The sequence below is a fragment of the Flavobacterium enshiense genome, assembly GCF_022836875.1.
In the GTDB taxonomy this organism is placed as follows: Bacteria; Bacteroidota; Bacteroidia; order Flavobacteriales; family Flavobacteriaceae; genus Flavobacterium; species Flavobacterium enshiense_A.
Window position 1 is genome coordinate 2500605 of record NZ_CP090376.1, and the last position, 21493, is coordinate 2522097.

Annotated in this window: 18 protein-coding genes, 2 tRNA genes and 3 rRNA genes; 11 read left to right on the top strand and 12 right to left on the bottom strand. The window is 38.4% G+C overall.

Going from position 1 to position 21493, the window contains the following annotated elements:
* The first annotated feature begins 155 nt into the window (after window positions 1-155).
* The 4 genes from LZF87_RS11160 to LZF87_RS11175 are packed head-to-tail and all read left to right on the top strand — an operon-like array spanning window position 156 to window position 2525.
* Window positions 156-1010, top strand: a complete 855-nt coding sequence (locus LZF87_RS11160) for an alpha/beta fold hydrolase (protein ID WP_244339089.1) — start codon at window positions 156-158, stop codon at window positions 1008-1010.
* A gap of 4 nt (window positions 1011-1014) precedes the next feature.
* A complete protein-coding gene (msrB, locus tag LZF87_RS11165; protein ID WP_244339090.1) occupies window positions 1015-1491 on the top strand; it encodes a peptide-methionine (R)-S-oxide reductase MsrB in 477 nt (158 codons plus the stop codon).
* The gene (gene msrB / locus LZF87_RS11170) at window positions 1488-1880 is read left to right on the top strand and encodes a peptide-methionine (R)-S-oxide reductase MsrB (protein WP_244339091.1); all 393 of its coding nucleotides are present in this window, start codon (window positions 1488-1490) and stop codon (window positions 1878-1880) included. The genes msrB (LZF87_RS11165) and msrB (LZF87_RS11170) overlap by 4 nt, the downstream gene beginning before the upstream one ends.
* A 3-nt stretch (window positions 1881-1883) precedes the next feature.
* Window positions 1884-2525 (top strand): endonuclease III domain-containing protein, encoded by a 642-nt coding sequence (locus LZF87_RS11175; RefSeq protein WP_244339092.1) that lies wholly within the window; start codon window positions 1884-1886, stop codon window positions 2523-2525.
* Window positions 2526-2815: 290 nt separating this feature from the next.
* Here the strand turns inward: LZF87_RS11175 and rrf are convergent.
* From rrf to LZF87_RS11205, 6 genes are all read right to left on the bottom strand, one after another.
* Window positions 2816-2925 (bottom strand): 5S ribosomal RNA (gene rrf, locus LZF87_RS11180).
* Window positions 2926-3047: 122 nt separating this feature from the next.
* Window positions 3048-5923 (bottom strand): 23S ribosomal RNA (locus tag LZF87_RS11185).
* 105 nt (window positions 5924-6028) lie between these two features.
* A tRNA-Ala gene (locus LZF87_RS11190) sits at window positions 6029-6102 on the bottom strand.
* Between the two features lie 91 nt (window positions 6103-6193).
* Window positions 6194-6267: transfer RNA gene (locus tag LZF87_RS11195), tRNA-Ile, on the bottom strand.
* An 86-nt stretch (window positions 6268-6353) separates the two neighbouring features.
* Window positions 6354-7869: ribosomal RNA gene (locus LZF87_RS11200) — 16S ribosomal RNA — on the bottom strand.
* The 16S, 23S and 5S rRNA genes sit together here with 2 tRNA genes alongside, the layout of an rRNA operon.
* 861 nt (window positions 7870-8730) lie before the next feature.
* Entirely contained in the window at window positions 8731-9444 is a 714-nt protein-coding gene (locus LZF87_RS11205; protein WP_244339093.1) for a DUF4294 domain-containing protein, read from the bottom strand.
* 81 nt (window positions 9445-9525) lie between these two features.
* On the opposite strand from LZF87_RS11205, the gene LZF87_RS11210 reads away from it, so the two are divergent.
* Genes LZF87_RS11210 through LZF87_RS11225 form a run of 4 tightly spaced genes read left to right on the top strand, consistent with a single transcriptional unit; the run spans window position 9526 to window position 13708 of the window.
* A complete protein-coding gene (locus LZF87_RS11210; RefSeq protein WP_244339094.1) occupies window positions 9526-10614 on the top strand; it encodes a M42 family metallopeptidase in 1089 nt (362 codons plus the stop codon).
* A gap of 6 nt (window positions 10615-10620) precedes the next feature.
* Window positions 10621-11034, top strand: a complete 414-nt coding sequence (locus LZF87_RS11215; protein ID WP_244339095.1) for a septal ring lytic transglycosylase RlpA family protein — start codon at window positions 10621-10623, stop codon at window positions 11032-11034.
* A 2-nt stretch (window positions 11035-11036) separates the two neighbouring features.
* On the top strand, window positions 11037-12992 hold the full coding sequence (locus LZF87_RS11220; protein WP_244339096.1) for a sensor histidine kinase: 1956 nt from the start codon (window positions 11037-11039) through the stop codon (window positions 12990-12992).
* Complete coding sequence (locus tag LZF87_RS11225; protein WP_244339097.1) at window positions 12992-13708, top strand: LytR/AlgR family response regulator transcription factor; 717 nt, start codon at window positions 12992-12994, stop codon at window positions 13706-13708. The genes LZF87_RS11220 and LZF87_RS11225 overlap by 1 nt, the downstream gene beginning before the upstream one ends.
* Window positions 13709-13777: 69 nt before the next feature.
* On the opposite strand, the gene LZF87_RS11230 is transcribed toward LZF87_RS11225, so the two are convergent.
* The 4 genes from LZF87_RS11230 to LZF87_RS11245 all read right to left on the bottom strand — a co-directional run bounded on the left by LZF87_RS11230 (window position 13778) and on the right by LZF87_RS11245 (window position 16798).
* Window positions 13778-14164: an ankyrin repeat domain-containing protein gene (locus tag LZF87_RS11230; RefSeq protein WP_244339098.1), complete on the bottom strand. Its 387-nt coding sequence runs from the start codon at window positions 14162-14164 to the stop codon at window positions 13778-13780.
* Between the two features lie 222 nt (window positions 14165-14386).
* Window positions 14387-15334, bottom strand: a complete 948-nt coding sequence (locus LZF87_RS11235; RefSeq protein ID WP_244339099.1) for a phosphoribosylaminoimidazolesuccinocarboxamide synthase — start codon at window positions 15332-15334, stop codon at window positions 14387-14389.
* Between the two features lie 76 nt (window positions 15335-15410).
* Window positions 15411-16106: an SIMPL domain-containing protein gene (locus tag LZF87_RS11240; RefSeq protein WP_244339100.1), complete on the bottom strand. Its 696-nt coding sequence runs from the start codon at window positions 16104-16106 to the stop codon at window positions 15411-15413.
* Window positions 16107-16156: 50 nt separating this feature from the next.
* Window positions 16157-16798: a rhomboid family intramembrane serine protease gene (locus LZF87_RS11245; RefSeq protein ID WP_244339101.1), complete on the bottom strand. Its 642-nt coding sequence runs from the start codon at window positions 16796-16798 to the stop codon at window positions 16157-16159.
* Window positions 16799-16903: 105 nt separating this feature from the next.
* Between LZF87_RS11245 and LZF87_RS11250 the strand changes: the two genes are divergently transcribed.
* On the top strand, window positions 16904-17791 hold the full coding sequence (locus LZF87_RS11250) for a lysophospholipid acyltransferase family protein (protein WP_244339102.1): 888 nt from the start codon (window positions 16904-16906) through the stop codon (window positions 17789-17791).
* A 78-nt stretch (window positions 17792-17869) separates the two neighbouring features.
* On the opposite strand, the gene LZF87_RS11255 is transcribed toward LZF87_RS11250, so the two are convergent.
* Window positions 17870-19357, bottom strand: coding sequence for an aminotransferase class V-fold PLP-dependent enzyme (locus tag LZF87_RS11255; RefSeq protein WP_244339103.1), 1488 nt, complete (start codon window positions 19355-19357; stop codon window positions 17870-17872).
* A gap of 204 nt (window positions 19358-19561) precedes the next feature.
* Here LZF87_RS11255 and rlmH point away from each other — a divergent pair, with 204 nt between their 5' ends.
* Both rlmH and LZF87_RS11265 read left to right on the top strand, forming a co-directional pair.
* Window positions 19562-20035: a 23S rRNA (pseudouridine(1915)-N(3))-methyltransferase RlmH gene (rlmH, locus tag LZF87_RS11260; protein WP_244339104.1), complete on the top strand. Its 474-nt coding sequence runs from the start codon at window positions 19562-19564 to the stop codon at window positions 20033-20035.
* A 207-nt stretch (window positions 20036-20242) separates the two neighbouring features.
* On the top strand, window positions 20243-20695 hold the full coding sequence (locus LZF87_RS11265; RefSeq protein ID WP_244339105.1) for a CHRD domain-containing protein: 453 nt from the start codon (window positions 20243-20245) through the stop codon (window positions 20693-20695).
* 175 nt (window positions 20696-20870) lie between these two features.
* Here the strand turns inward: LZF87_RS11265 and LZF87_RS11270 are convergent, their stop codons facing one another.
* Window positions 20871-21491 carry a hypothetical protein gene (locus LZF87_RS11270; protein ID WP_244339106.1) on the bottom strand — a complete coding sequence of 207 codons (621 nt, stop codon included), beginning with the start codon at window positions 21489-21491 and terminating at the stop codon, window positions 20871-20873.
* Window positions 21492-21493: the final 2 nt, after the last annotated feature.

Sequence of the window (21493 nt, forward strand, 5' to 3'; positions counted from 1 at the left end):
GCAAAACTAAACAATTGCCTATTTATCACTAGGAATAAAGATACAAAATATTTTTCATGAATTTTATGTTCGCATAAAATGTCTCGCATATTTAAGAATTTGTTATCACTTAATAACTTATTATTAAAGTAACTTGCAGTATATTTTTACAGAAGATGAAAAAGCCGAAACATCAGCAAACCATTAAAATTCCGAAAGCAATTCTTTATTCTGCAAAGATTTTAGAGAGTATTTCTCCAAAATTGGCGACGAAATTTGCAATAAAATTATTTACGACACCTATCCGCCATAAAATTCCTAAAAGAGAAATAGAAATGGATGCTGGTAGTAAACAGCAATTAATTCCTGTAAAATCTATAAATAAAAGTATAATGCTTTACCAATATGGGACTTCCGAAAAAAAGGTTTTATTGGTACACGGTTGGTCTGGCAGAGGAACACAATTGGTTAAGATTGCAGATGAACTTATAAGATCAGGATATTCTATCGTGAGTTTTGATGCTCCTGCACATGGAAAAGCCCCTGGAAAAACAAGCAATATGACTGAATTTATTGCTTCTGTTTTACAAATATCAAAAGAATTTGGTCCTTTTGAATTTGCAATCGGACATTCATTAGGTGGTATGACCATAATGAATTCAATAAAAAGAGGTTTGAATGTAAAAAAAGCAGTAATAATTGGCAGTGGTGATGTTGTTGAGGATATTATGGATGACTTTGTACTGAAACTTGGTCTGAAGCCAGTGATAAGTAAACAGATGAAATTTACATTTGAAAATAAAATTGGGGAAACCATGAACAGTTATTCTACGTATATAGCTTCAAAAGAAGTTACTATCCCTGTTTTGGTAATTCACGACGAAAACGATGATGACGTTCCTGTATCTGCCGCTCATCACATTCACCAGCATTTAAAAAATGGAGAATTACTGATTACCAAAGAATTGGGACACAGAAAAATTTTAGGCGATACGAAAGTAATCAGAAAAATTGTTTCATTTATTCAGTAAAGACATGAAAAATTTATTTGTCATATTAATAATGAGTATGTTTATTTCCTGCAGTGGTCAGGAAAAGAAAAAAGAAACTCAAACAGCTTCCACTCCTACAGCTGGAGATCCGTGGAAAGCAAAATTAACTCCCGAACAATACGAAGTTTTAAGAGAAAAAGGAACAGAAAGACCATTTACCGGAAAATACTGGAAGCATTTTGAAAAAGGGATCTATGTTTGTGCTGCCTGCAAAAATCCTTTATTTACCTCTGATGCCAAATTTGATTCCGATTGTGGATGGCCATCATTTGATCAGGCTATAAAAGGATCCGTAAAATATACTACCGATAACAGTTTCGGTATGGAGCGAATAGAAGTTACCTGTGAAAAATGCGGCGGACATCTCGGACATGTATTTGACGACGGACCAGCCGAAACAACAGGAAAACGTTTTTGTACAAATTCAGTTTCAATACAATTTATTCCTGCAAAACAATGAAATATACTGTTGAAAAATCAGAAGATGAGTGGAAAGCTCAATTAGGCGAAGAAAAATACAGAATCCTTCGCCAAAAAGGTACCGAATACCCGCATACAGGCGAATATAACCTGCTTTTTGAAAACGGTACTTATTGCTGTGGTGCTTGTGGTGAACCTTTATTTGAAAGTGATACCAAATTTGACGGTCATTGCGGCTGGCCTTCGTTTGACGAGTGTATTCCGGGAAAGGTCGAGTACATCAAAGATACGTCACACGGAATGTTGCGAACTGAAATTCTTTGCGCGAAGTGTGGAGGACACCTCGGACATGTTTTTAATGATGGACCAACGAAAACCGGTATTCGCTATTGCGTAAATTCCTTATCTTTAGATTTCCGTAAAAAATAAAATATGGATTTATTTGAAGAACAAATCGATTGGGCTGCCAATTTAAAGCCTCTAATAGAAAAATATAAAGGAAAAAAACATCCTCTGGACTATCAGAATCTTTACCAGCTGATGATTATGGTTATCCTGTCAGCCCAGGATTCTGATGCTAATATCAATAAAATTGCTCCAAACCTTTTTAATGTATTTCCAAATTTAGAAAGTCTTTCGGTTTCAAATATAGATGCTTTGATTCCACATATTTCAAAAGTGCGCAATTTTGGCACAAAAGCAAGTTGGATTATTGAAATTGCCCAGTCATTAAAAGAGGATAAAAACATTCCGCTGACAATGGAAAATTTAGTCGCGTTAAAAGGTATAGGACGAAAATCTGCCAATGTAATCATGAGGGAAGCCAACGTTACAGCAGAAGGCATTATTGCTGATTTACACGTAATTAGAGTAGCTCCAAGGATCGGATTGATTACAGAAACTAAAGACGGCAACAAAGTCGAAAAACAATTAATGCAGGTTTTACCTAAAGACATTTGGGGCGAAATAGGCATGTCCATGTCCTTTTTAGGCAGGGAAATCTGCAGGCCAACCAATCCTAAATGTGATATCTGTCCTGTAAATTATTGTTGTAATTATTACAAAAACTTATAAATTCCCTCTTTTTCAACGAAGCCAATCAATTAAAAACCAACTAATTACAAAATATAACGTTGAATATTTTAGAAGCGAAAGGTTGTTTTTGATTGCTATACCATTTTCCCGTGTTCCGTTCTACTTCGTGCCACTCCACCCGGGGCTATAGGGTAATCCATATTCGTTTGTCTTTTAAAACACGATAATTTTCAAAAGAACACAGCTATTTTTTCAAGTCTTGATTCTTTCAAAACCAAAATTATTGTAAAACAAAAAAGCCCTTCACTTTCGTGAAGGGCTTTTCAAAAGAAAGGCGGCGACATACTCTCCCACAAGATTGCAGTACCATCTGCGCAGGCGGGCTTAACTACTCTGTTCGGAATGGGAAGAGGTGAGCCCCGCCGCAATAACCACCTTAAGTCGTTTTTGCAAGGGTAATCAGCTTATTACTAATCAACATTACAATAATATCTTAACATACTGAGATAAATAATCATTATTTAGAAAGTTTCTCCCTCCCGCCGAAGCGGGAGGAAAAGCGTACATAAGCTTACGGGTTATTAGTACTACTCGACTATGACATTACTGCCTTTACATCTATAGCCTATCAACGTGGTCATCTTCCACGACCCTTAAAAGAAATCTCATCTTGTGGTGGGTTTCGCGCTTATATGCTTTCAGCGCTTATCCCTTCCGAACGTAGCTACTCTGCGGTGCTCCTGGCGGAACAACAGATACACCAGAGGTTCGTCCAATTCGGTCCTCTCGTACTAGAATCAGATCCACTCAAATTTCTAACGCCCACAGTAGATAGAGACCGAACTGTCTCACGACGTTCTGAACCCAGCTCGCGTGCCACTTTAATGGGCGAACAGCCCAACCCTTGGGACCTTCTCCAGCCCCAGGATGTGACGAGCCGACATCGAGGTGCCAAACCCCCCCGTCGATATGAGCTCTTGGGGGAGATCAGCCTGTTATCCCCGGCGTACCTTTTATCCTTTGAGCGATGGCCCTTCCATGCGGAACCACCGGATCACTATGCTCTACTTTCGTACCTGATCGACCTGTATGTCTCTCAGTCAAGCTCCCTTATGCCATTGCACTCTACGCACGGTTACCAAGCGTGCTGAGGGAACCTTTAGAAGCCTCCGTTACTCTTTTGGAGGCGACCACCCCAGTCAAACTACCCACCAAGCAATGTCCCCCGCTTTGCGGGGTTAGATCTCAGATAAGCAAAGGGTGGTATTTCAACAATGACTCCACAACGCCTGGCGACGCCATTTCACAGTCTCCCACCTATCCTACACATCACTTATCCAAGACCAATACTAAGCTATAGTAAAGGTGCACAGGGTCTTTTCGTCCCACTGCGGGTAATCGGCATCTTCACCGATACTACAATTTCACCGAGCTCATGGCTGAGACAGTGTCCAGATCGTTACACCATTCGTGCAGGTCGGAACTTACCCGACAAGGAATTTCGCTACCTTAGGACCGTTATAGTTACGGCCGCCGTTTACTGGGGCTTCAATTCAATGCTTCTCCGAAGATAACATCTCCTCTTAACCTTCCAGCACCGGGCAGGTGTCAGGCCCTATACTTCATCTTACGATTTTGCAGAGCCCTGTGTTTTTGATAAACAGTCGCCTGGACCTCTTCACTGCGGCCAGCTTGCGCTGGCGACCTTTCTCCCGAAGTTACAGGTCTATTTTGCCTAATTCCTTAGCCATGAATCTCTCGAGCACCTTAGGATTCTCTCCTCGACTACCTGTGTCGGTTTACGGTACGGGTACTTATAATCTAAGTTTAGAGGTTTTTCTTGGAAGCCCTTAGGCACACTATCACTTTGTCCGAAGACTCCGTGTACTATCGTATTTCACCAGTTCCCGCGCATTTTACTACGGGACCTATAGCTAAGTACTTTAACGAACTATTCCGTCAGTTCGCGGTGCTTTCATCACTCCGTCACCCCATCACAATTATAAGTAGTACGGGAATATTAACCCGTTGGCCATCGACTGTCCCTTTCGGGTTCGCCTTAGGACCCGACTAACCCTCAGCTGATTAGCATAGCTGAGGAAACCTTAGTCTTTCGGTGTGCGGGTTTCTCGCCCGCATTATCGTTACTTATGCCTACATTTTCTTTTCTAACCGGTCCAGCATGAGTCGCCTCACACCTTCAGCCCTGTTAGAATGCTCCCCTACCACTTACGTAAAACGTAAATCCATAGCTTCGGTAGTATACTTATGCCCGATTATTATCCATGCTCGTCCGCTCGACTAGTGAGCTGTTACGCACTCTTTAAATGAATGGCTGCTTCCAAGCCAACATCCTAGCTGTCTGGGCAGACAAACCTCGTTTTTTCAACTTAGCATACATTTGGGGACCTTAGCTGATGGTCTGGGTTCTTTCCCTCTCGGACATGGACCTTAGCACCCATGCCCTCACTGCTGTGAAACATTATATAGCATTCGGAGTTTGTCAGGAATTGGTAGGCGGTGAAGCCCCCGCATCCAATCAGTAGCTCTACCTCTATATAACTATACACAGCGCTGCACCTAAATGCATTTCGGGGAGTACGAGCTATTTCCGAGTTTGATTGGCCTTTCACCCCTACCCACAGGTCATCCGAAGACTTTTCAACGTCAACCGGTTCGGACCTCCACTGTGTGTTACCACAGCTTCATCCTGCCCATGGGTAGATCACACGGTTTCGCGTCTACCACTACTGACTAAAGCGCCCTATTCAGACTCGCTTTCGCTACGGATCCACACCTGAAGTGCTTATCCTTGCCAGCAACGGTAACTCGTAGGCTCATTATGCAAAAGGCACGCCGTCACCCCACTAAAGGGCTCCGACCGCTTGTAAGCGTATGGTTTCAGGATCTATTTCACTCCGTTATTCACGGTTCTTTTCACCTTTCCTTCACAGTACTGGTTCACTATCGGTCTCTCAGGAGTATTTAGCCTTAGCGGATGGTCCCGCCAGATTCAGACAGGGTTTCACGTGCCCCGCCCTACTCAGGATACCACTATCCTTATCTTTTCTTACTTATACGGGACTATCACCCTCTATGGTTAACCTTTCCAGGTTATTCTAATTCAATCCGCAAGAAATGTCGTGGTCCTACAACCCCAACATTGCCGTAACAACATTGGTTTGGGCTAATCCGCGTTCGCTCGCCACTACTTACGGAATCACTTTTGTTTTCTTCTCCTCCGCCTACTTAGATGTTTCAGTTCAGCGGGTTTGCCCCCTATCGGGTACTATATCTTCAATATAGTGGGTTGCCCCATTCGGATATCTGCGGATCAATTCGTATGTGCCAATCCCCGCAGCTTTTCGCAGCTTATCACGTCCTTCATCGCCTCTGAGAGCCTAGGCATCCCCCATACGCCCTTATTTTGCTTATTGTACTTTCATTCTTACCTATAAATAGGCAAAAACTGTGTTCTTTCTACTTTTTAAATGTTTTTTTATCTCAATATGTCAATGAACTTTCGTCTCTTTCGAAACTCGTGGAGAATATCGGAGTCGAACCGATGACCTCCTGCGTGCAAGGCAGGCGCTCTAGCCAGCTGAGCTAATCCCCCGTTTCTAGTGTTCAGTTAACAGTTTTCAGTTAACAGTACTTCAAACGGCCACTCAACCTCTAAAATTTCCTTTTACAATCAAAAAACTTAGTAGTCCCGCCCAGACTCGAACTGGGGACCCCTACATTATCAGTGTAGTACTCTAACCAGCTGAGCTACGAGACTCTGTTTTTTAATTATTGTAATATTTGAACTAACAGCGAGAGTAATCTTCTTTCAATTAAAATCCCAGATCTTAATCTTTTCTCTAGAAAGGAGGTGTTCCAGCCGCACCTTCCGGTACGGCTACCTTGTTACGACTTAGCCCCAGTTACTAGTTTTACCCTAGGCAGCTCCTTGCGGTCACCGACTTCAGGTACCCCCAGCTTCCATGGCTTGACGGGCGGTGTGTACAAGGCCCGGGAACGTATTCACCGCATCATGGCTGATATGCGATTACTAGCGAATCCAGCTTCACGGAGTCGAGTTGCAGACTCCGATCCGAACTGAGAACGGTTTTGAAGATTCGCGCCCACTTGCGTGGTGGCTGCTCTCTGTACCGCCCATTGTAGCACGTGTGTAGCCCAGGACGTAAGGGCCGTGATGATTTGACGTCATCCCCACCTTCCTCACGGTTTGCACCGGCAGTCTTGTTAGAGTTCCCGGCATGACCCGCTGGCAACTAACAATAGGGGTTGCGCTCGTTATAGGACTTAACCTGACACCTCACGGCACGAGCTGACGACAACCATGCAGCACCTTGAAAGACGTCCGAAGAAAAAACTGTTTCCAGTCCTGTCGTCTCCCATTTAAGCCCTGGTAAGGTTCCTCGCGTATCATCGAATTAAACCACATGCTCCTCCGCTTGTGCGGGCCCCCGTCAATTCCTTTGAGTTTCATTCTTGCGAACGTACTCCCCAGGTGGGATACTTATCACTTTCGCTTAGCCACTCAGATTGCTCCGAACAGCTAGTATCCATCGTTTACGGCGTGGACTACCAGGGTATCTAATCCTGTTCGCTCCCCACGCTTTCGTCCATCAGCGTCAATATAGTGATAGTAACCTGCCTTCGCAATTGGTATTCCATGTAATATCTAAGCATTTCACCGCTACACTACATATTCTAGTTACTTCCCACTAATTCAAGTCTTACAGTATCAATGGCCGTTCCATCGTTAAGCGATGGGCTTTCACCACTGACTTATAAGACCGCCTACGGACCCTTTAAACCCAATGATTCCGGATAACGCTTGGATCCTCCGTATTACCGCGGCTGCTGGCACGGAGTTAGCCGATCCTTATTCTTACGGTACCGTCAAGTTCCTACACGTAGGAGTGTTTCTTCCCGTATAAAAGCAGTTTACAATCCATAGGACCGTCATCCTGCACGCGGCATGGCTGGTTCAGGCTTGCGCCCATTGACCAATATTCCTCACTGCTGCCTCCCGTAGGAGTCTGGTCCGTGTCTCAGTACCAGTGTGGGGGATCTCCCTCTCAGGACCCCTACCCATCATTGCCTTGGTATGCCGTTACCACACCAACTAGCTAATGGGACGCATGCTCATCTTGTACCGTTGGAACTTTAGTTATAATGTGATGCCACATCATAACACTATGAGGTATTAATCCAAATTTCTCTGGGCTATCCCTCTGTACAAGGTAGATTGCATACGCGTTACGCACCCGTGCGCCGGTCTCAAGTTAGCAAGCTAACTCTACCCCTCGACTTGCATGTGTTAGGCCTGCCGCTAGCGTTCATCCTGAGCCAGGATCAAACTCTTCATCGTATATTTTAATATTGTCGATAAAGATGCTAGGTTTTTTCTAATCTACTCGAGTCTTACTCTCTCTTAATCTTGAAACGAATTGCTTCGTTTCAATGCTGTCAATTCAATATGTCTATGAACGTGTCTTCTTATTTTTTCTCGCCAGCCTTTCGGTTAGCGGGTGCAAAACTAGAACTTAATTTTTAACTGGCAAAACTTTTTGAAACTTTTTTTTGAAAAAATTTTCTTTCCATTTTGTCGTCAGTATTTTTAAGAACTTCCCGTTTTAGCGGGCTGCAAAGGTAACTCCTTTTTTTAATCTCGCAAGCTTTTTTGAATTATTTTTCGATTTAATTTCTAAACCGTAATTCCAATCACTTACTCAATATTTCCAATGAACTTTACCGTGTTTTGCGGGTGGCAAAGATACTTTCTTTTTTCTTTACAAACCAAATCTTTTTTTAACTTTTTTCAAAATCTTTTCGATCCGTTTTGTTTCAAAATGTCAGTAGAACTGTGCCGTTATTGCGAGTGCAAAAGTAGCACTCTTTTGCGTAACTCCTAATTATTTCCGGTCTTTTTTTGAAGTTTTTTCACCTCTTTCCCTTAACTCACTGATAACCATTTCATAACCCTTGAAAATTTTTTTTCGAAAATCGCAAAGAAGTAAAACAGCGGAGCAGTCAAGTTTGTTTCTACTATACTATATATAGGTAACAGTCCCAAAAAAGTTTACTGGTAAATCCACAAAACCCATCCCCTAGCCACGTCCCGATAGCTATCGGGAGCAGTGGAAATCCCGCAGCGCAGCGGAGGAATTGCAGCGGAAAGCGGGAACATAGATCGCAAAAAAGCCCGGAACTTTCGCTCCAGGCTTTAAAATTATTTATTTTCCTCCAAAGCTGCTTTTTCTTTGGCTGCTTTTTCCTCTCTTGCTTTTCTGGATTTATTAAGCCTTTCTTTCCAAGTTGCGGAAAGTTCGGCAAGGTCTATCGGCTTGGCAGGATCCTGACGTTGCAGTTTTCCCTCCCTGAAGGCCTTTACCAACATGCCTTCTATATAAAAATCGTCAAGTTCTTTAAAAGGATCGTATTCGGCTTTCAAATCGATATCATATAAACTGGCCGCGTTATTGGACCACCAAGCTTTCCAACCGCTTTTTAAATCTTTGATGAGTTTAAAAGTCGTAATGCCGGTTTGCCTATGAATAAGTTTTACAAGGATCTGGCCCTCTTTGCGCGAGAATTTTTTCAAGCGGTCCCCAAATTCATTTTCAAGATAATTTTCTACAATCTTAAAATACTTCTTCTTTTCCTTTTCCGTTTTAAGTTTGGCCATATTAGCGTTCATAATCTTTAAATTCTCGGCTGCTAATTTTGCATAAGGATACACTTTATAAACGCGACGCTGAATTTTTTTGATACGCTCCATTTCCTCCAGTTTAGCCTTATCCTTACCAATGAACATTTCATCCATTTGTGTTTTAAAAACAACAGATGTATCCTGTTCCTGAGTTTGGACAGTATCGTTGGTAACCTGACTATATATATAGGAGGAAAAAAAGAATGAAATACTCAAAAAAAGATATCGCTTCATAGACTTATTTATTATATCAAAATTATGCATTATACTAACAACTCTGATGCCATTTTATTATTTTAGCGAAAAAATTATTTTATGGCAACGAAATCAATACTGTCCGAATCGTCACTTACTTTTTTAGAAAATTATCTAAATAACGCATCTCCAACAGGTTATGAGGAAAGTGGTCAAAAAATTTGGATGGAGTACCTAAAACCTTACGTAGATACATTTATTACGGATACATACGGAACAGCTGTCGGTGTTATAAATCCGGAAGCAGAATATAAAGTAGTGATTGAAGGACATGCGGACGAAATTTCGTGGTACGTAAACTATATTACGGATGACGGATTGATCTATGTTATTCGCAATGGAGGATCGGATCACCAGATCGCACCTTCAAAGCGCGTAAACATTCATACTAAAAACGGCATTGTAAAAGGAGTTTTCGGATGGCCGGCAATACATACGAGAAATCGCGGTAAGGAAGAATCAGCAACGCTTCACAATATTTTCATTGACTGTGGTTGTTCTACCAAAGAAGAAGTGGAGAAATTAGGCGTTCACGTAGGTTGCGTAATTACATATCCAGATGAATTCATGGTTTTGAACAATGATAAATTCGTTTGCCGTGCCATAGACAACCGCATGGGAGGATTCATGATTGCGGAAGTCGCGCGTTTATTAAAAGAGAATAAAAAGAAATTACCTTTCGGATTGTATGTAGTGAATTCGGTTCAGGAAGAAATTGGTTTGCGTGGAGCTGAAATGATTACGCATACCATCAAACCGAATGTGGCAATTGTAACCGATGTTTGCCACGATACCACTACCCCGATGATCGAAAAGAAAATTGAAGGTGATCTGAAAATGGGTAAAGGCCCGGTTATTGCCTATGCTCCTGCCGTTCAGAACAGATTACGCGAACTAATCGTTACTACTGCAGAAGATAAAAAGATTCCTTTCCAGCGTCATGCCACTTCAAGAGCTACGGGAACGGATACGGATGCATTCGCCTACAGCAATGGCGGAGTTGCTTCTGCACTAATTTCGCTTCCTTTGCGTTATATGCATACTACGGTAGAAATGGTTCACCGTGAAGACGTAGAAAATGTCATCAAATTAATTTATGAAAGTTTATTGCGAATTGAGAACAACGAAACTTTCTCTTATTTCAAATAACATTTAATGATTTCATTACCGACAAAATTCAAGGCAGCTCTCCTACTACTGTCATTTACTTTAGTAATGAACAGTTGCGGGTCATCGCATTCTAAAAGCAAAACTAGCACTGTTTCAAAAGTAAAGGGACACAAAAGCACGGGAGTTGCCTCTTATTATCATGATAAATTCAACGGTCGTAAAACAGCCAACGGAGAACGTTTTAGTAATAAGAAATATACGGCGGCGCACAGGGAACTTCCATTTGGAACAAAAGTAAAAGTCACCAACCTTGCCAACAATAAGTCGGTTGTGGTTATCATCAATGATCGAGGACCATTTACAAAAGGAAGAGAAATTGACCTGACCAAAAAAGCCTTCATGAAAATAACAGACAAAAAAAGTCATGGTGAACTGACCGTAAAAATTGAAGTTTTATAATAATGCCTTCTTTAAAAAAAATAATCTTCTGTTTACTCCTTTTTATTCCATTATTTAATGGAAAAGCTCAAACGACCGATAAAATAGAGGAAACTTATGCTTCAAAAAAAGGCATTGATAAAATCAGTTTTTACGAAAGTCTGACTCATAGGCAAAAATTAGATCATCTGGATTTTTTATACCAGAATCTCCTTAAACTATCTGCCGATGAACAAATTAACTCAGATACAAAATCGTCGATGCGACTTAAATTCGCATTAGCCGAAATCCATGTCTTTAAACAGGAAGACCTAAAAACCATTATTACTTTTAAAGAGATTCTGAACAACAAGGATTACAAACTCCCCGACTCAAAAAAAATGTATGTATTGGTTCAATTGCAAAGTGCTTATCTGAACCTTAATTTATATTCCAATGTTTTTAAAATAAACTCTGAAATAGCCTATCTCAGAAAAAAAGGGGTGGATTATCCTTTGTGGAGTTATAATAATAAAAGTAGCTTATATGCCCGATTGTTCTTATACGATAAGGCTATTCTACAATTGAAATCGGAAATCAACGAAATACTAAAAAACCCCAAACGTGATTCTCTCATAGTTCCAAATGCTTACAACAATTTAGGATTTTATTTTTTCAAGAACAATCAAGTTGATAGTGCCTACCATTATTATAATCTGTCATTACAAAAAGCAGAGACAGCTCTTAAAAAAAATGATTTTGGGAATTACAGCACATTGTCTGGCCTGGTGAAAGGAAATATGGGTATTTTAAAAATGAAACAAGGCGATTATAAAAATGCATTGCCACTGCTCATGGAAGATTTATCCATCAGTTTAAAAATTAAGGACTACAATAACAACAACGATGGAATAGTCAAAAACATTATCAATCTTTCCACATGTAACATTAAGTTAAAAAACTTCACTGAGGCGCAAAAAAACATACAACTTGCAGAACAACTCATACCAAAGGGAATATCACCTGAAACAAAAGTGTTCTACTATAAAACAAAAGCAGAATTACTGAAAGCGCAAAATAAAAAAGATGAAGCGTTTACCTACAATGAGAAAGCGTTCAATTTGAGTGATTCGATAAATTCGAAGAAACAACGCCTTTTATTGGCTGGAAATGAAATTCTTTATCAATTGGAAGAAAAAGACAATGTAATTGAAAAACAACAATCGGATATTAACGCCAAAGAAAAAGGGATACTTTATATTGTTGCAACAGCCTTAGGAATCATTTTGATGACAACTTTGTTGTACCTGAATAATTCCCGAAAAAAACAGAAAGAGATTCAGCAGAAAAATGATGAAATTTCAGCAAAAAATGAAACCATCAAAGAGTCGTTGGCTGAAAAAGAAATGCTTTTAAAGGAAATTCACCACAGGGTGAAAAACAATCTGCAGATTATTTCGGGAATATTGGAACTTCAGAATCTGAACATCATTGATGAAAATGCAAAGGTTATTCTAAAAGAAGGCCAATCACGAATACAGTCTATTGCATTAATTCACAAAACGCTCTATCAATCTGAAAATTTCAGTAAGGTTCCGTTTCAAAATTATTTATCCGAATTAATTCAGGCTATTCAATCAGCATTCCATAATAATACAAAAATAAATATTGATGTCGAAGCAAATGAGATAGAACTCGGCATCAACACAGCCATTCCACTAAGTTTGATTATTAATGAAATAATGACCAATTGTTTTAAGCACGCCTTTAAAAACAGAGAAAACGGAAATATTAAAATCAATCTCACTAAAGAAAACGATATTTACAAACTTATTGTCAAAGACGACGGCATCGGATTATCTGAGGATTTTAATCCAAAGAAGCTGCAATCAATTGGTTTTGATCTGATAATTGGACTGACAAGACAATTGGAAGGCAACTTTGATTGGAAAAACAATAACGGAACCACCATAATTATTACTTTTAAAGATATAGTATAATGAACCACCCACTAAACATATTAGTAGTAGAAGACGAATACATAACCCAAAAGACGCTAACTGTCCTATTAACAGAGATGGGCTACAATGTTGTCGGAACTTCGATGAATGCACAGGAAGCCATTACGGTGCTTTCAGAAAATAAAGTTGAATTCGCCCTTTTGGACATCACCATCCAGGGAGATAAAGACGGTATTTGGCTGGCGAATTATATTCAGGAAAAATATTCAATTCCTCATGTTTTCTTAACAGCTTATTCCGATGATGTGACAGTCAAAAATGCCATAGCCACAAATCCTTATGGCTATCTGATAAAACCTTTCCAGAAAGCAGAACTTTTTACAGCCATAGAAATAGCGATGCTTAACTACAACAAACAAAACGTTACTATTCCTAAGGAGAGTGCTTTCATATATATAAAGTATAATGAGATTTTTGAAAAAGTGGCCATTGAAAACATCATTTATGCCGAAAGCCAGAAGAATTACCTGCTCATAGGTACTGAGGAAAAAGAATATCGTTATCGTTCGACCATAACCGAGTTTATGGATAAACTTCCCGGTAATTTTATCAAAACCCATAAAGGCTTTATCGTAAACAAAACTAAAATTGACGGGTATAACATTTCCTTTATTACAATAGGCAGTAAAAAAATCCCGATTTCAAAAACTTATAAAGATTACGTAATTTCCGAATTAAACAGTTCTCAATCCTAAAATTTATTTTAGATCATAAAAAAACCGGGTATACAACCCGGTTCTTAACTACTATACAACAACTTAAACTTATTTTTTTGAAGCAGCTCTGATAATTTCAGCCACTTCGGTAGCTTTTGTTGCTTCGGCAAGTTGCAAAGCGGTACGGCCATTATTGTCTTTAACTGAAACATCCGCTCCTTTTTCAATTAAAAATTTTGCTATCTCAGCATTGTTAAAACGAGCTGCAAACATTAATGGTGTCATTCCGTTTTTAGTTTCATTTACGTCTACCCCGTATTCGATGAATTTTTTAACTGTGATTACATCTCCTTTACTGATAGCCACAATAAGTGGTGTCACATCGTGATTGTAAATTGCAACATTTTTAAAAGTTGAAGTTTCAACATTTGAAGCTAAAGCAACATTTGTAGCTGCGATTAAAGCTAAACCTAACAAACTGATCGTTTTTTTCATGATGATTTATTTTTTTGATTAATGATTTAATGAATAGACGCTTTTAATTTGCTTTCGTTACTCTAAAATCCAGATTATAACATAATTTTAACAAATAGATACTGATAATCGGTGTTTTAAAACCGTTTGTCGAAATTTTTAAAACCGCCTTTCATTTTATTATTACAAAGAACAAAAAAACCACGCAAAGCGTGGTTAGTATATCTTTAAATTTGGGTTATCTTATTTACTTAAAAAAGCAACCACGTTTTTCTCGATGCGTTCATTGATATTGGAAATATCCGCTTTTACGAATTTGTCACCAATAATATTCTCATATAATTCGATGTAACGTTCTGAAACGGTTTCAATGTATTCATCCGTCATATTTGGGATTTGTTGACCTTCCTTACCCTGGAAACCATTTTCGATTAACCAACGGCGAACAAATTCTTTCGACAATTGTTTCTGGTCTTCTCCTCTATCCTGTCTCTCCTGATACCCTTCGGCATAGAAATAACGCGATGAATCCGGCGTGTGAATTTCATCTATCAAAACGATTTTCCCATCTTTGGTTTTACCGAATTCGTACTTGGTATCTACCAGAATTAATCCGCGGGAAGCAGCAATTTCTGTTCCTCTCTGATATAAAGCTCTTGTGTATTTTTCTAAAATCAGATAATCTTCTTCCGATACGATTCCGTTTGCCAAAATTGCTTCACGCGAAATATCTTCATCATGAGAGCCATTATCCGCTTTTGTTGTCGGTGTAATTATCGGCGTTGGAAATTTATCATTTTCCTTTAATCCTTCAGGCATTTCAACTCCACATAACACTCTTTTTCCTACTGCATATTCACGAGCTGCGTGTCCAGACAAATAACCTCGGATTACCATTTCCACTTTAAAAGGAGCACACAAATGACCAACAGCAACATTCGGATCCGGAGTAGCAATTAACCAATTCGGAACTATGTCCTCAGTTAACTGCATGAATTTAGTAGCAATCTGATTTAGAATCTGACCTTTGTAGGGAATTCCCTTTGGCATAACAACATCGAAAGCTGATAATCTGTCGGTTGCCACCATTACTAAAAGTTCGTCGTTGATATTGTAAACTTCTCTTACTTTACCACGGTAAACAGATTTTTGACCCGGAAAGTTAAAATTGGTAGTCGTAATTGTGTTCATTATTTATGTGTTGTTTTTGAGTAATGCAAATGTAATTGGATTCTGAAAGCCAAACAAAATTATCGAAACAAATTTGTTACTCGATGGCAAAGTTAATGGTTACGTTTGCAATTACTTCAATCTCTCCTATTGCCAATGTTTCTCTTGACGGTGCAGCCATTTCTGAATCCATTTTCATAGCAGCATACATTGGTCTTGGATAGTTTGTCATAGAATTGTCTGAAACCATAATTGTCTTCCCTACTTTTTGGTTTAATGCCGATGCATAGTCAGCCGCTTTTGCTTTTGCATTCTGAACCGCCTTAATTCTGGCCTGGCTTTCGTATTCAGCTACTTTAGACGATTTGAAATCCACACCATGGATAACGTTTGCGCCTGCATCGACCAATCCTATAATCAACTCATCATATTTGGACAGATCCTTAAGTGTAATAATGATATTTTGTGACGCTGTATAGGTATTTTTCTTTTTCTGATAATCGTATGACTTATATAAGGACACTCGTTGTGTCTGATAATCAGTAGCAGCTAATTTCATTTTCTTGATGTATTTGATTAAAGCATCAATTGTTACATCATTTTTCGTTTTTACGTCGGCTGCATCGTTACCGGTATTTTCAGCGCCGACAGTTATCACGGCCTGATCCGGAGCAACTTTAATTTTCCCTTCACCAGAAACTACAATCTGTGGAATCATTTTGTTTTCCTGAGTTTGTGCATAAGAAAATACCGTTGTAAACAATACGATTCCAAATAAAACTAATTTTTTCATATTTTTTAATTTAAGTTTTTCATTACAAAGCAAAAGCAATGCCAAAAGCGTTAAATCTTGCCCATTTTTAATAAAATCAGCAAAATGATAATCGGAATCAACAATAAAATAACCATTGATGTATTGTCTGTTACCATTGTCGGAACTTTTGCAAGTGTAATGATATAACCTCCGATTGCTCCACCAAAATGTGCTGTGTGTCCGATATTGTCATTCTTGGCTTTCATCCCGTAAATAGAATACAGCAAATAACCGATTCCGAATAAGTACGCGGGAATGGGAATCGGAATAAAAAATAAATAAAGACTCATGTCGGGGTATAATAAAATAGCAGAATACAGTACTCCCGTAACTGCTCCGGAAGCTCCGATAGCCCGGTAATAGTAATCGTTATGATGGAAGTATAAAGTGAGTAAACTGCCACAAATCAAACTCCCGAAGTAAATCGCAAGAAAAGTGAATGCGTCAAAATTCTGAATTACAACAGGTGCAAAAAAATACAATGTAAGCATGTTAAATAACAGGTGCCCAACATCACCATGCAAAAATGCAGAAGTTATCATTCTGATATGCTCCCCTGCACGAATACTGCCAATGTGAAATTCATATTTTCTGAAAAAAGATTGATCTCCAAAGCCTTTAAAACTTGTAATGGCAGTTGCTGCGATAATCAGTAATAATACAGGATTCATATATTTGCATTTTCGTTGGGTAAAAATAACCAATGTTTCTTTATAGAATGTTATTTATTATCCGAATAATCTGTTTTAAATTATATTTGCAAAAAATTTAAATAAATGCAGTTATTAATATTTTTATTGGCATATCCTATCTTATGGTGTATATCAATTCTACCCTTCCGATTATTATACTTCGTTTCCGATTGCATTTACGTACTTGTATATTACATCATTCGCTACAGAAAAAAAGTGGTCAGACAAAATCTGGCTTTGGCTTTACCTCATTTATCGGAAAAAGAACGTTTGATCGTAGAGAAAAAATCGTACCATCATTTAGTTGATGGTTTCATGGAAATGATTAAAACCATGACTATTTCCGAAAAAGAAATGCGCAAGCGCTTTATATTCACCAATATGGATCTCTATCATGAATACGAAGCAAAAGGCAAAAGCATTATTGCTCTGTCGGGCCATTATTCTAGTTACGAATGGTTAATCATCATGAACAAATACGCTAAATTTAAAAGTTACGGAGTTTATAAACGAATTAAAAACAGGTATTTTGACAATTTGGTCCGAAAAATCCGCAGTAAATTCGACGCTACTTTAATTGATACCGCTGAAACTACTCCCACCATATTAGCTAACCATAAAAAAGGAATAAAAAGTCTTTACGGTTTCATTGCCGATCAAAATCCTAAAGTATGGAAAGCACATCATTGGACAAAATTTATGGGAATTGATGTTCCCGTGCATACGGGAGCCGAAATGCTTTCCAAACGATTAGACATGAACGTACTTTTCTTAAAAGGAGAAAAATTAGGGCGTGGACGGTATCAGATGACTTTCGTTCCGATGGGTGAGAACATTAAAGGAGTACCGGATTACGAAATCACCGATATGTTTTTCAGAATGCTAGAACAGCAAATCCTTGACAAACCGGAATATTATCTGTGGACGCACAAAAGGTGGAAACACACAAAAGACAGTCAACCGTTGCAGTAGTCAGATGGCAGAACACAGGCAGCAAAAAAAAAATCCACTTATAACAAGTGGATTTTTTTATGTCTATATGTATTTTGCTTATAAAGAAAACCAGTTTTTAACCATTTCTTTTTCTTTATGCGAAGCATCTTTATGAAGAAACTCATTCGAGTTCTTATTGTATTCATAATCTTTAGCCCATTCTTTATGATTTTCGGCTAAAGCAACAATACTGTCACAAACGAATTCAATTTCTGCAGAAGTTGTAGTTGGGTGGATTGACATTCTGATCCATCCCGGTTTTTCGATTAAATCTCCGTGGGTAATTTTATCCGTCAGATAATGAGAAGTTTCCTGATCTACATGCAGCAAATAATGACCGTATGTTCCTGCGCAGCTACATCCTCCACGTGTCTGGATTCCGAATTTATCATTTAGGATTTTCACACCAAGGTTAAAATGCAGTTCGTCAATATAAAACGAAATAACACCTAATCTGTCATGGTGCTGACCTGCAAGGATATTGATATTTGGGATGTTCCCTAATCTGTCGAAAACATAATCAACAATTTCATGCTCGCGTTTCAGGATATTATCAATTCCCATCTGCTCTTTCAACTGGATTGCCAAAGCCGTTTTGATAACCTGAAGGAACCCAGGAGTACCTCCGTCTTCACGTTCTTCAATATTATCCAGATATTTATGCTCTCCCCATGGATTGGTCCAGCTCACCGTTCCGCCTCCCGGATGATCCGGAACCATGTTTTTGTAAAGCTTTTTATTGAAAACCAAAACTCCCGAAGTACCTGGTCCGCCTAAGAATTTATGTGGTGACATAAAAATGGCATCCAAATAACCTTCAGGATTATCCGCCGGATGCATGTCGATTTTCACATAAGGTCCTGAACAGGCAAAATCCACAAAACAAACTCCGTTGTACTGATGGATCAATTTTGCAACTTCATGATAAGGCGTTCTGATTCCTGTAACGTTAGAACAAGCCGTAACAGAAGCAATTTTCAAAGTAACGTCTTTGTATTTTTCCAACAATGCCTTAAAACTGTCCAAGCAAATCAAACCTTTTTCGCAAGCCGGAATCACCTCTACTTTTGCTATAGTTTCCAACCAGGAAGTCTGATTTGAATGATGCTCCATGTGAGAAATGAAAACAACAGGTCTTTTCTCTTCTGGAACCTGAGTATATTTCTGAAGATTTTCAGGAACTTTCAATCCTAAAATACGCTGAAATTTATTGATAACACCGGTCATACCGCTTCCGTCAACAATCAGAACATCGTTTTCATCACTGTTAACATGTTTTTTGATTATATGCCGTGCTTCATGATATGCCATGGTCATTGCTGTTCCCGATACCGTAGTTTCAGTATGCGTATTGGCAACAAATGGTCCAAACTCATTCATCAGTTTTTCTTCAATCGGACGATATAAACGCCCTGAAGCTGTCCAATCAGTATAAATTATTTTTTTTCTTCCGAAAGGAGAATCAAATTCCTGATCGATTCCGATGATGTTTTTTCTGAATTGCAGAAAATATTGTTCCAATTGTGTTGTTTGTGTTGTAATCATTCTTAAAACTTAAAAACCATTTGCGGTCAAAGATACATTATTTTGATTATTTGAGGATTTCCAGATCTCCCGTTTTAAAGAGAATAACTAAAATTTAACATATTTATCTGATTTAATGATAATTACGATTCTAATTCAGTCAATTTCAGCTGCTGAAAAACCATTTCGCAAATTTCTGTTATCTTTGTTTTTTAATCCGAAATCATGAATATCAAACTCCTAGCTATTGGCAAAACCGATAATAAAGCACTGCAAACCTTAATAGACGATTACACAAAACGGCTTTCGTTCTACATTAAGTTTGAGTTGGAAATTATTCCGGATATCAAAAACGTAAAAAATCTTTCAGAAGCTCAGCAAAAAGAGAAAGAAGGCGAATTGATCCTGTCAAAATTATCGGCAACCGATCAACTGATTTTACTGGACGAAAACGGAAAAATGTTTTCCAGTGTTGGATTTTCGGAAGAACTGCAAAAGAAAATGAATTCTGGGGTAAAAACGCTGGTTTTTGTAATTGGCGGGCCTTATGGTTTCAGTCAGGAAATTTATAAAAAAGCCCAAGGAAAAATTTCGCTTTCCCAAATGACCTTCTCACATCAGATGGTCCGTTTGTTTTTTATCGAACAGTTATACCGTGGCTTCACGATTCTTAAAAACGAACCGTACCATCACCAGTAAAAACACACACGATTATATCAAATCCGGCGATTACGGGTTAAAGTTTATCAAAAATAAAGGTTAATCTTGTGAAAAACGCTTAATTTTACTAATGAATGAAAATGTTACTCATCGTAACATTATAACCTTGTGCGCAGAACTAAAAATCAAGCGCTTCTTTTCTTAGAATTATTCATTCATATTATTTTTTTCAAGATGAAATTGTATATGAGTTTATTAGTAGTTGCTTTGTTTACATTAGGGATGGTTTCATGCAGTGATGACAATGATGATTATATGGCTCCAACCCCAAGTAATACTATTACTTTCAAAGCAACTTTAAACGGTTTAAATGAAGTACCTCCCAATGCTTCAACAGCAACAGGGAATGCTACACTTACATTTAACAATACCACTAAAATATTTACCATTAAGGTTACTCATAATGTAGAGACCCCTACTAATGGGCACATACATCTAGGTGACGTTGGAGTAAGTGGCCTACCAGTTTTTCCATTCCCGAGTTCTACATCACCAATCAATTTTACCAGCAGAGCTTTAACTGCTGAGGAAGAAGCGGATCTTAAAGCCGAACTTTACTATGTAAATATACATAATGAAGCACCTTATGAAGGCGGTGAAATCAGAGGCCAGCTCCTTAAGCAAGCTACGGGCTATTAAGACACAATTCGGTTTTTTATAAAAGTGAGACAAAAGGGTTTTTTATTTCTTTAAAGATAAAAAGCCCTTCTCATTTAATCAAAATTTATGGTGTACTCTAAGAACAAAACAGAAGCCTTTCATATCAACGGTTTTATACTTTTAAAATGTTCATTTTAATATTGGTATAACCAATTTAATAAACAAACTCAGTATTGCTCATCATCTTCGCTTCTATAGTTCTGATAAATAACTTATCCCGAATATAAGTTCCGAAACTGCTGTTTTTATCAAAACAAAATCTTACATCATCCAAAGAATGATTAGTGTTGTTTATATACTGCTCTAATTCCTCTCTTTTAACCAGTGAATCGTTTACCAACACCTGATTATCTTTCTTAAAAAATACAATTATCCCTGATTTTGGTTTTTCTTCTTTATAAATAACGTTCGTAAACGGAATGAACGCCAAGTTCTTCCCTACACTATCGGCATACGAATAAAAGTTATCCTTAGGAAGATCTTCATCGCTTTTTCGTTTAAGCTTTTTCTCCTGTAACTTTTTTATTTCAGGAATGATAGCTTTTAGAGGAAGACGTTTGTCAATATTAAAAACCCAGTTAGTTGTAGTAATGACTGAGTTTTTGTTAACGATGGCCAGAGTATCTTTGTTTACAACTGAAAAGAAAAAATCTGCCTTGGAAAGATCCGAAACCTCTTTAACTACCGTAACGTCAGATTTTGGCAATAAAATCTCTTTTTTTTCGCCACAGGAAAACAATAATAACGCTATAAAAAAGCAAGAGATTTTCTTCATAT

Excerpts from the sequence above, each read along its gene's own strand:
- LZF87_RS11255 (WP_244339103.1), bottom strand. The coding sequence starts at position 19,357 with ATGATTACAACACAAACAACACAATTGGAACAATATTTTCTGCAATTC.
- LZF87_RS11175 (WP_244339092.1), top strand. The coding sequence starts at position 1,884 with ATGGATTTATTTGAAGAACAAATCGATTGGGCTGCCAATTTAAAGCCT.
- LZF87_RS11230 (WP_244339098.1), bottom strand. The coding sequence starts at position 14,164 with ATGAAAAAAACGATCAGTTTGTTAGGTTTAGCTTTAATCGCAGCTACA.
- LZF87_RS11210 (WP_244339094.1), top strand. The coding sequence starts at position 9,526 with ATGGCAACGAAATCAATACTGTCCGAATCGTCACTTACTTTTTTAGAA.
- msrB (WP_244339090.1), top strand. The coding sequence starts at position 1,015 with ATGAAAAATTTATTTGTCATATTAATAATGAGTATGTTTATTTCCTGC.
- rlmH (WP_244339104.1), top strand. The coding sequence starts at position 19,562 with ATGAATATCAAACTCCTAGCTATTGGCAAAACCGATAATAAAGCACTG.
- LZF87_RS11250 (WP_244339102.1), top strand. The coding sequence starts at position 16,904 with ATGCAGTTATTAATATTTTTATTGGCATATCCTATCTTATGGTGTATA.
- LZF87_RS11220 (WP_244339096.1), top strand. The coding sequence starts at position 11,037 with ATGCCTTCTTTAAAAAAAATAATCTTCTGTTTACTCCTTTTTATTCCA.
- LZF87_RS11265 (WP_244339105.1), top strand. The coding sequence starts at position 20,243 with ATGAGTTTATTAGTAGTTGCTTTGTTTACATTAGGGATGGTTTCATGC.
- LZF87_RS11245 (WP_244339101.1), bottom strand. The coding sequence starts at position 16,798 with ATGAATCCTGTATTATTACTGATTATCGCAGCAACTGCCATTACAAGT.
- LZF87_RS11205 (WP_244339093.1), bottom strand. The coding sequence starts at position 9,444 with ATGAAGCGATATCTTTTTTTGAGTATTTCATTCTTTTTTTCCTCCTAT.
- LZF87_RS11225 (WP_244339097.1), top strand. The coding sequence starts at position 12,992 with ATGAACCACCCACTAAACATATTAGTAGTAGAAGACGAATACATAACC.
- LZF87_RS11270 (WP_244339106.1), bottom strand. The coding sequence starts at position 21,491 with ATGAAGAAAATCTCTTGCTTTTTTATAGCGTTATTATTGTTTTCCTGT.
- msrB (WP_244339091.1), top strand. The coding sequence starts at position 1,488 with ATGAAATATACTGTTGAAAAATCAGAAGATGAGTGGAAAGCTCAATTA.
- LZF87_RS11160 (WP_244339089.1), top strand. The coding sequence starts at position 156 with ATGAAAAAGCCGAAACATCAGCAAACCATTAAAATTCCGAAAGCAATT.
- LZF87_RS11235 (WP_244339099.1), bottom strand. The coding sequence starts at position 15,334 with ATGAACACAATTACGACTACCAATTTTAACTTTCCGGGTCAAAAATCT.
- LZF87_RS11240 (WP_244339100.1), bottom strand. The coding sequence starts at position 16,106 with ATGAAAAAATTAGTTTTATTTGGAATCGTATTGTTTACAACGGTATTT.
- LZF87_RS11215 (WP_244339095.1), top strand. The coding sequence starts at position 10,621 with ATGATTTCATTACCGACAAAATTCAAGGCAGCTCTCCTACTACTGTCA.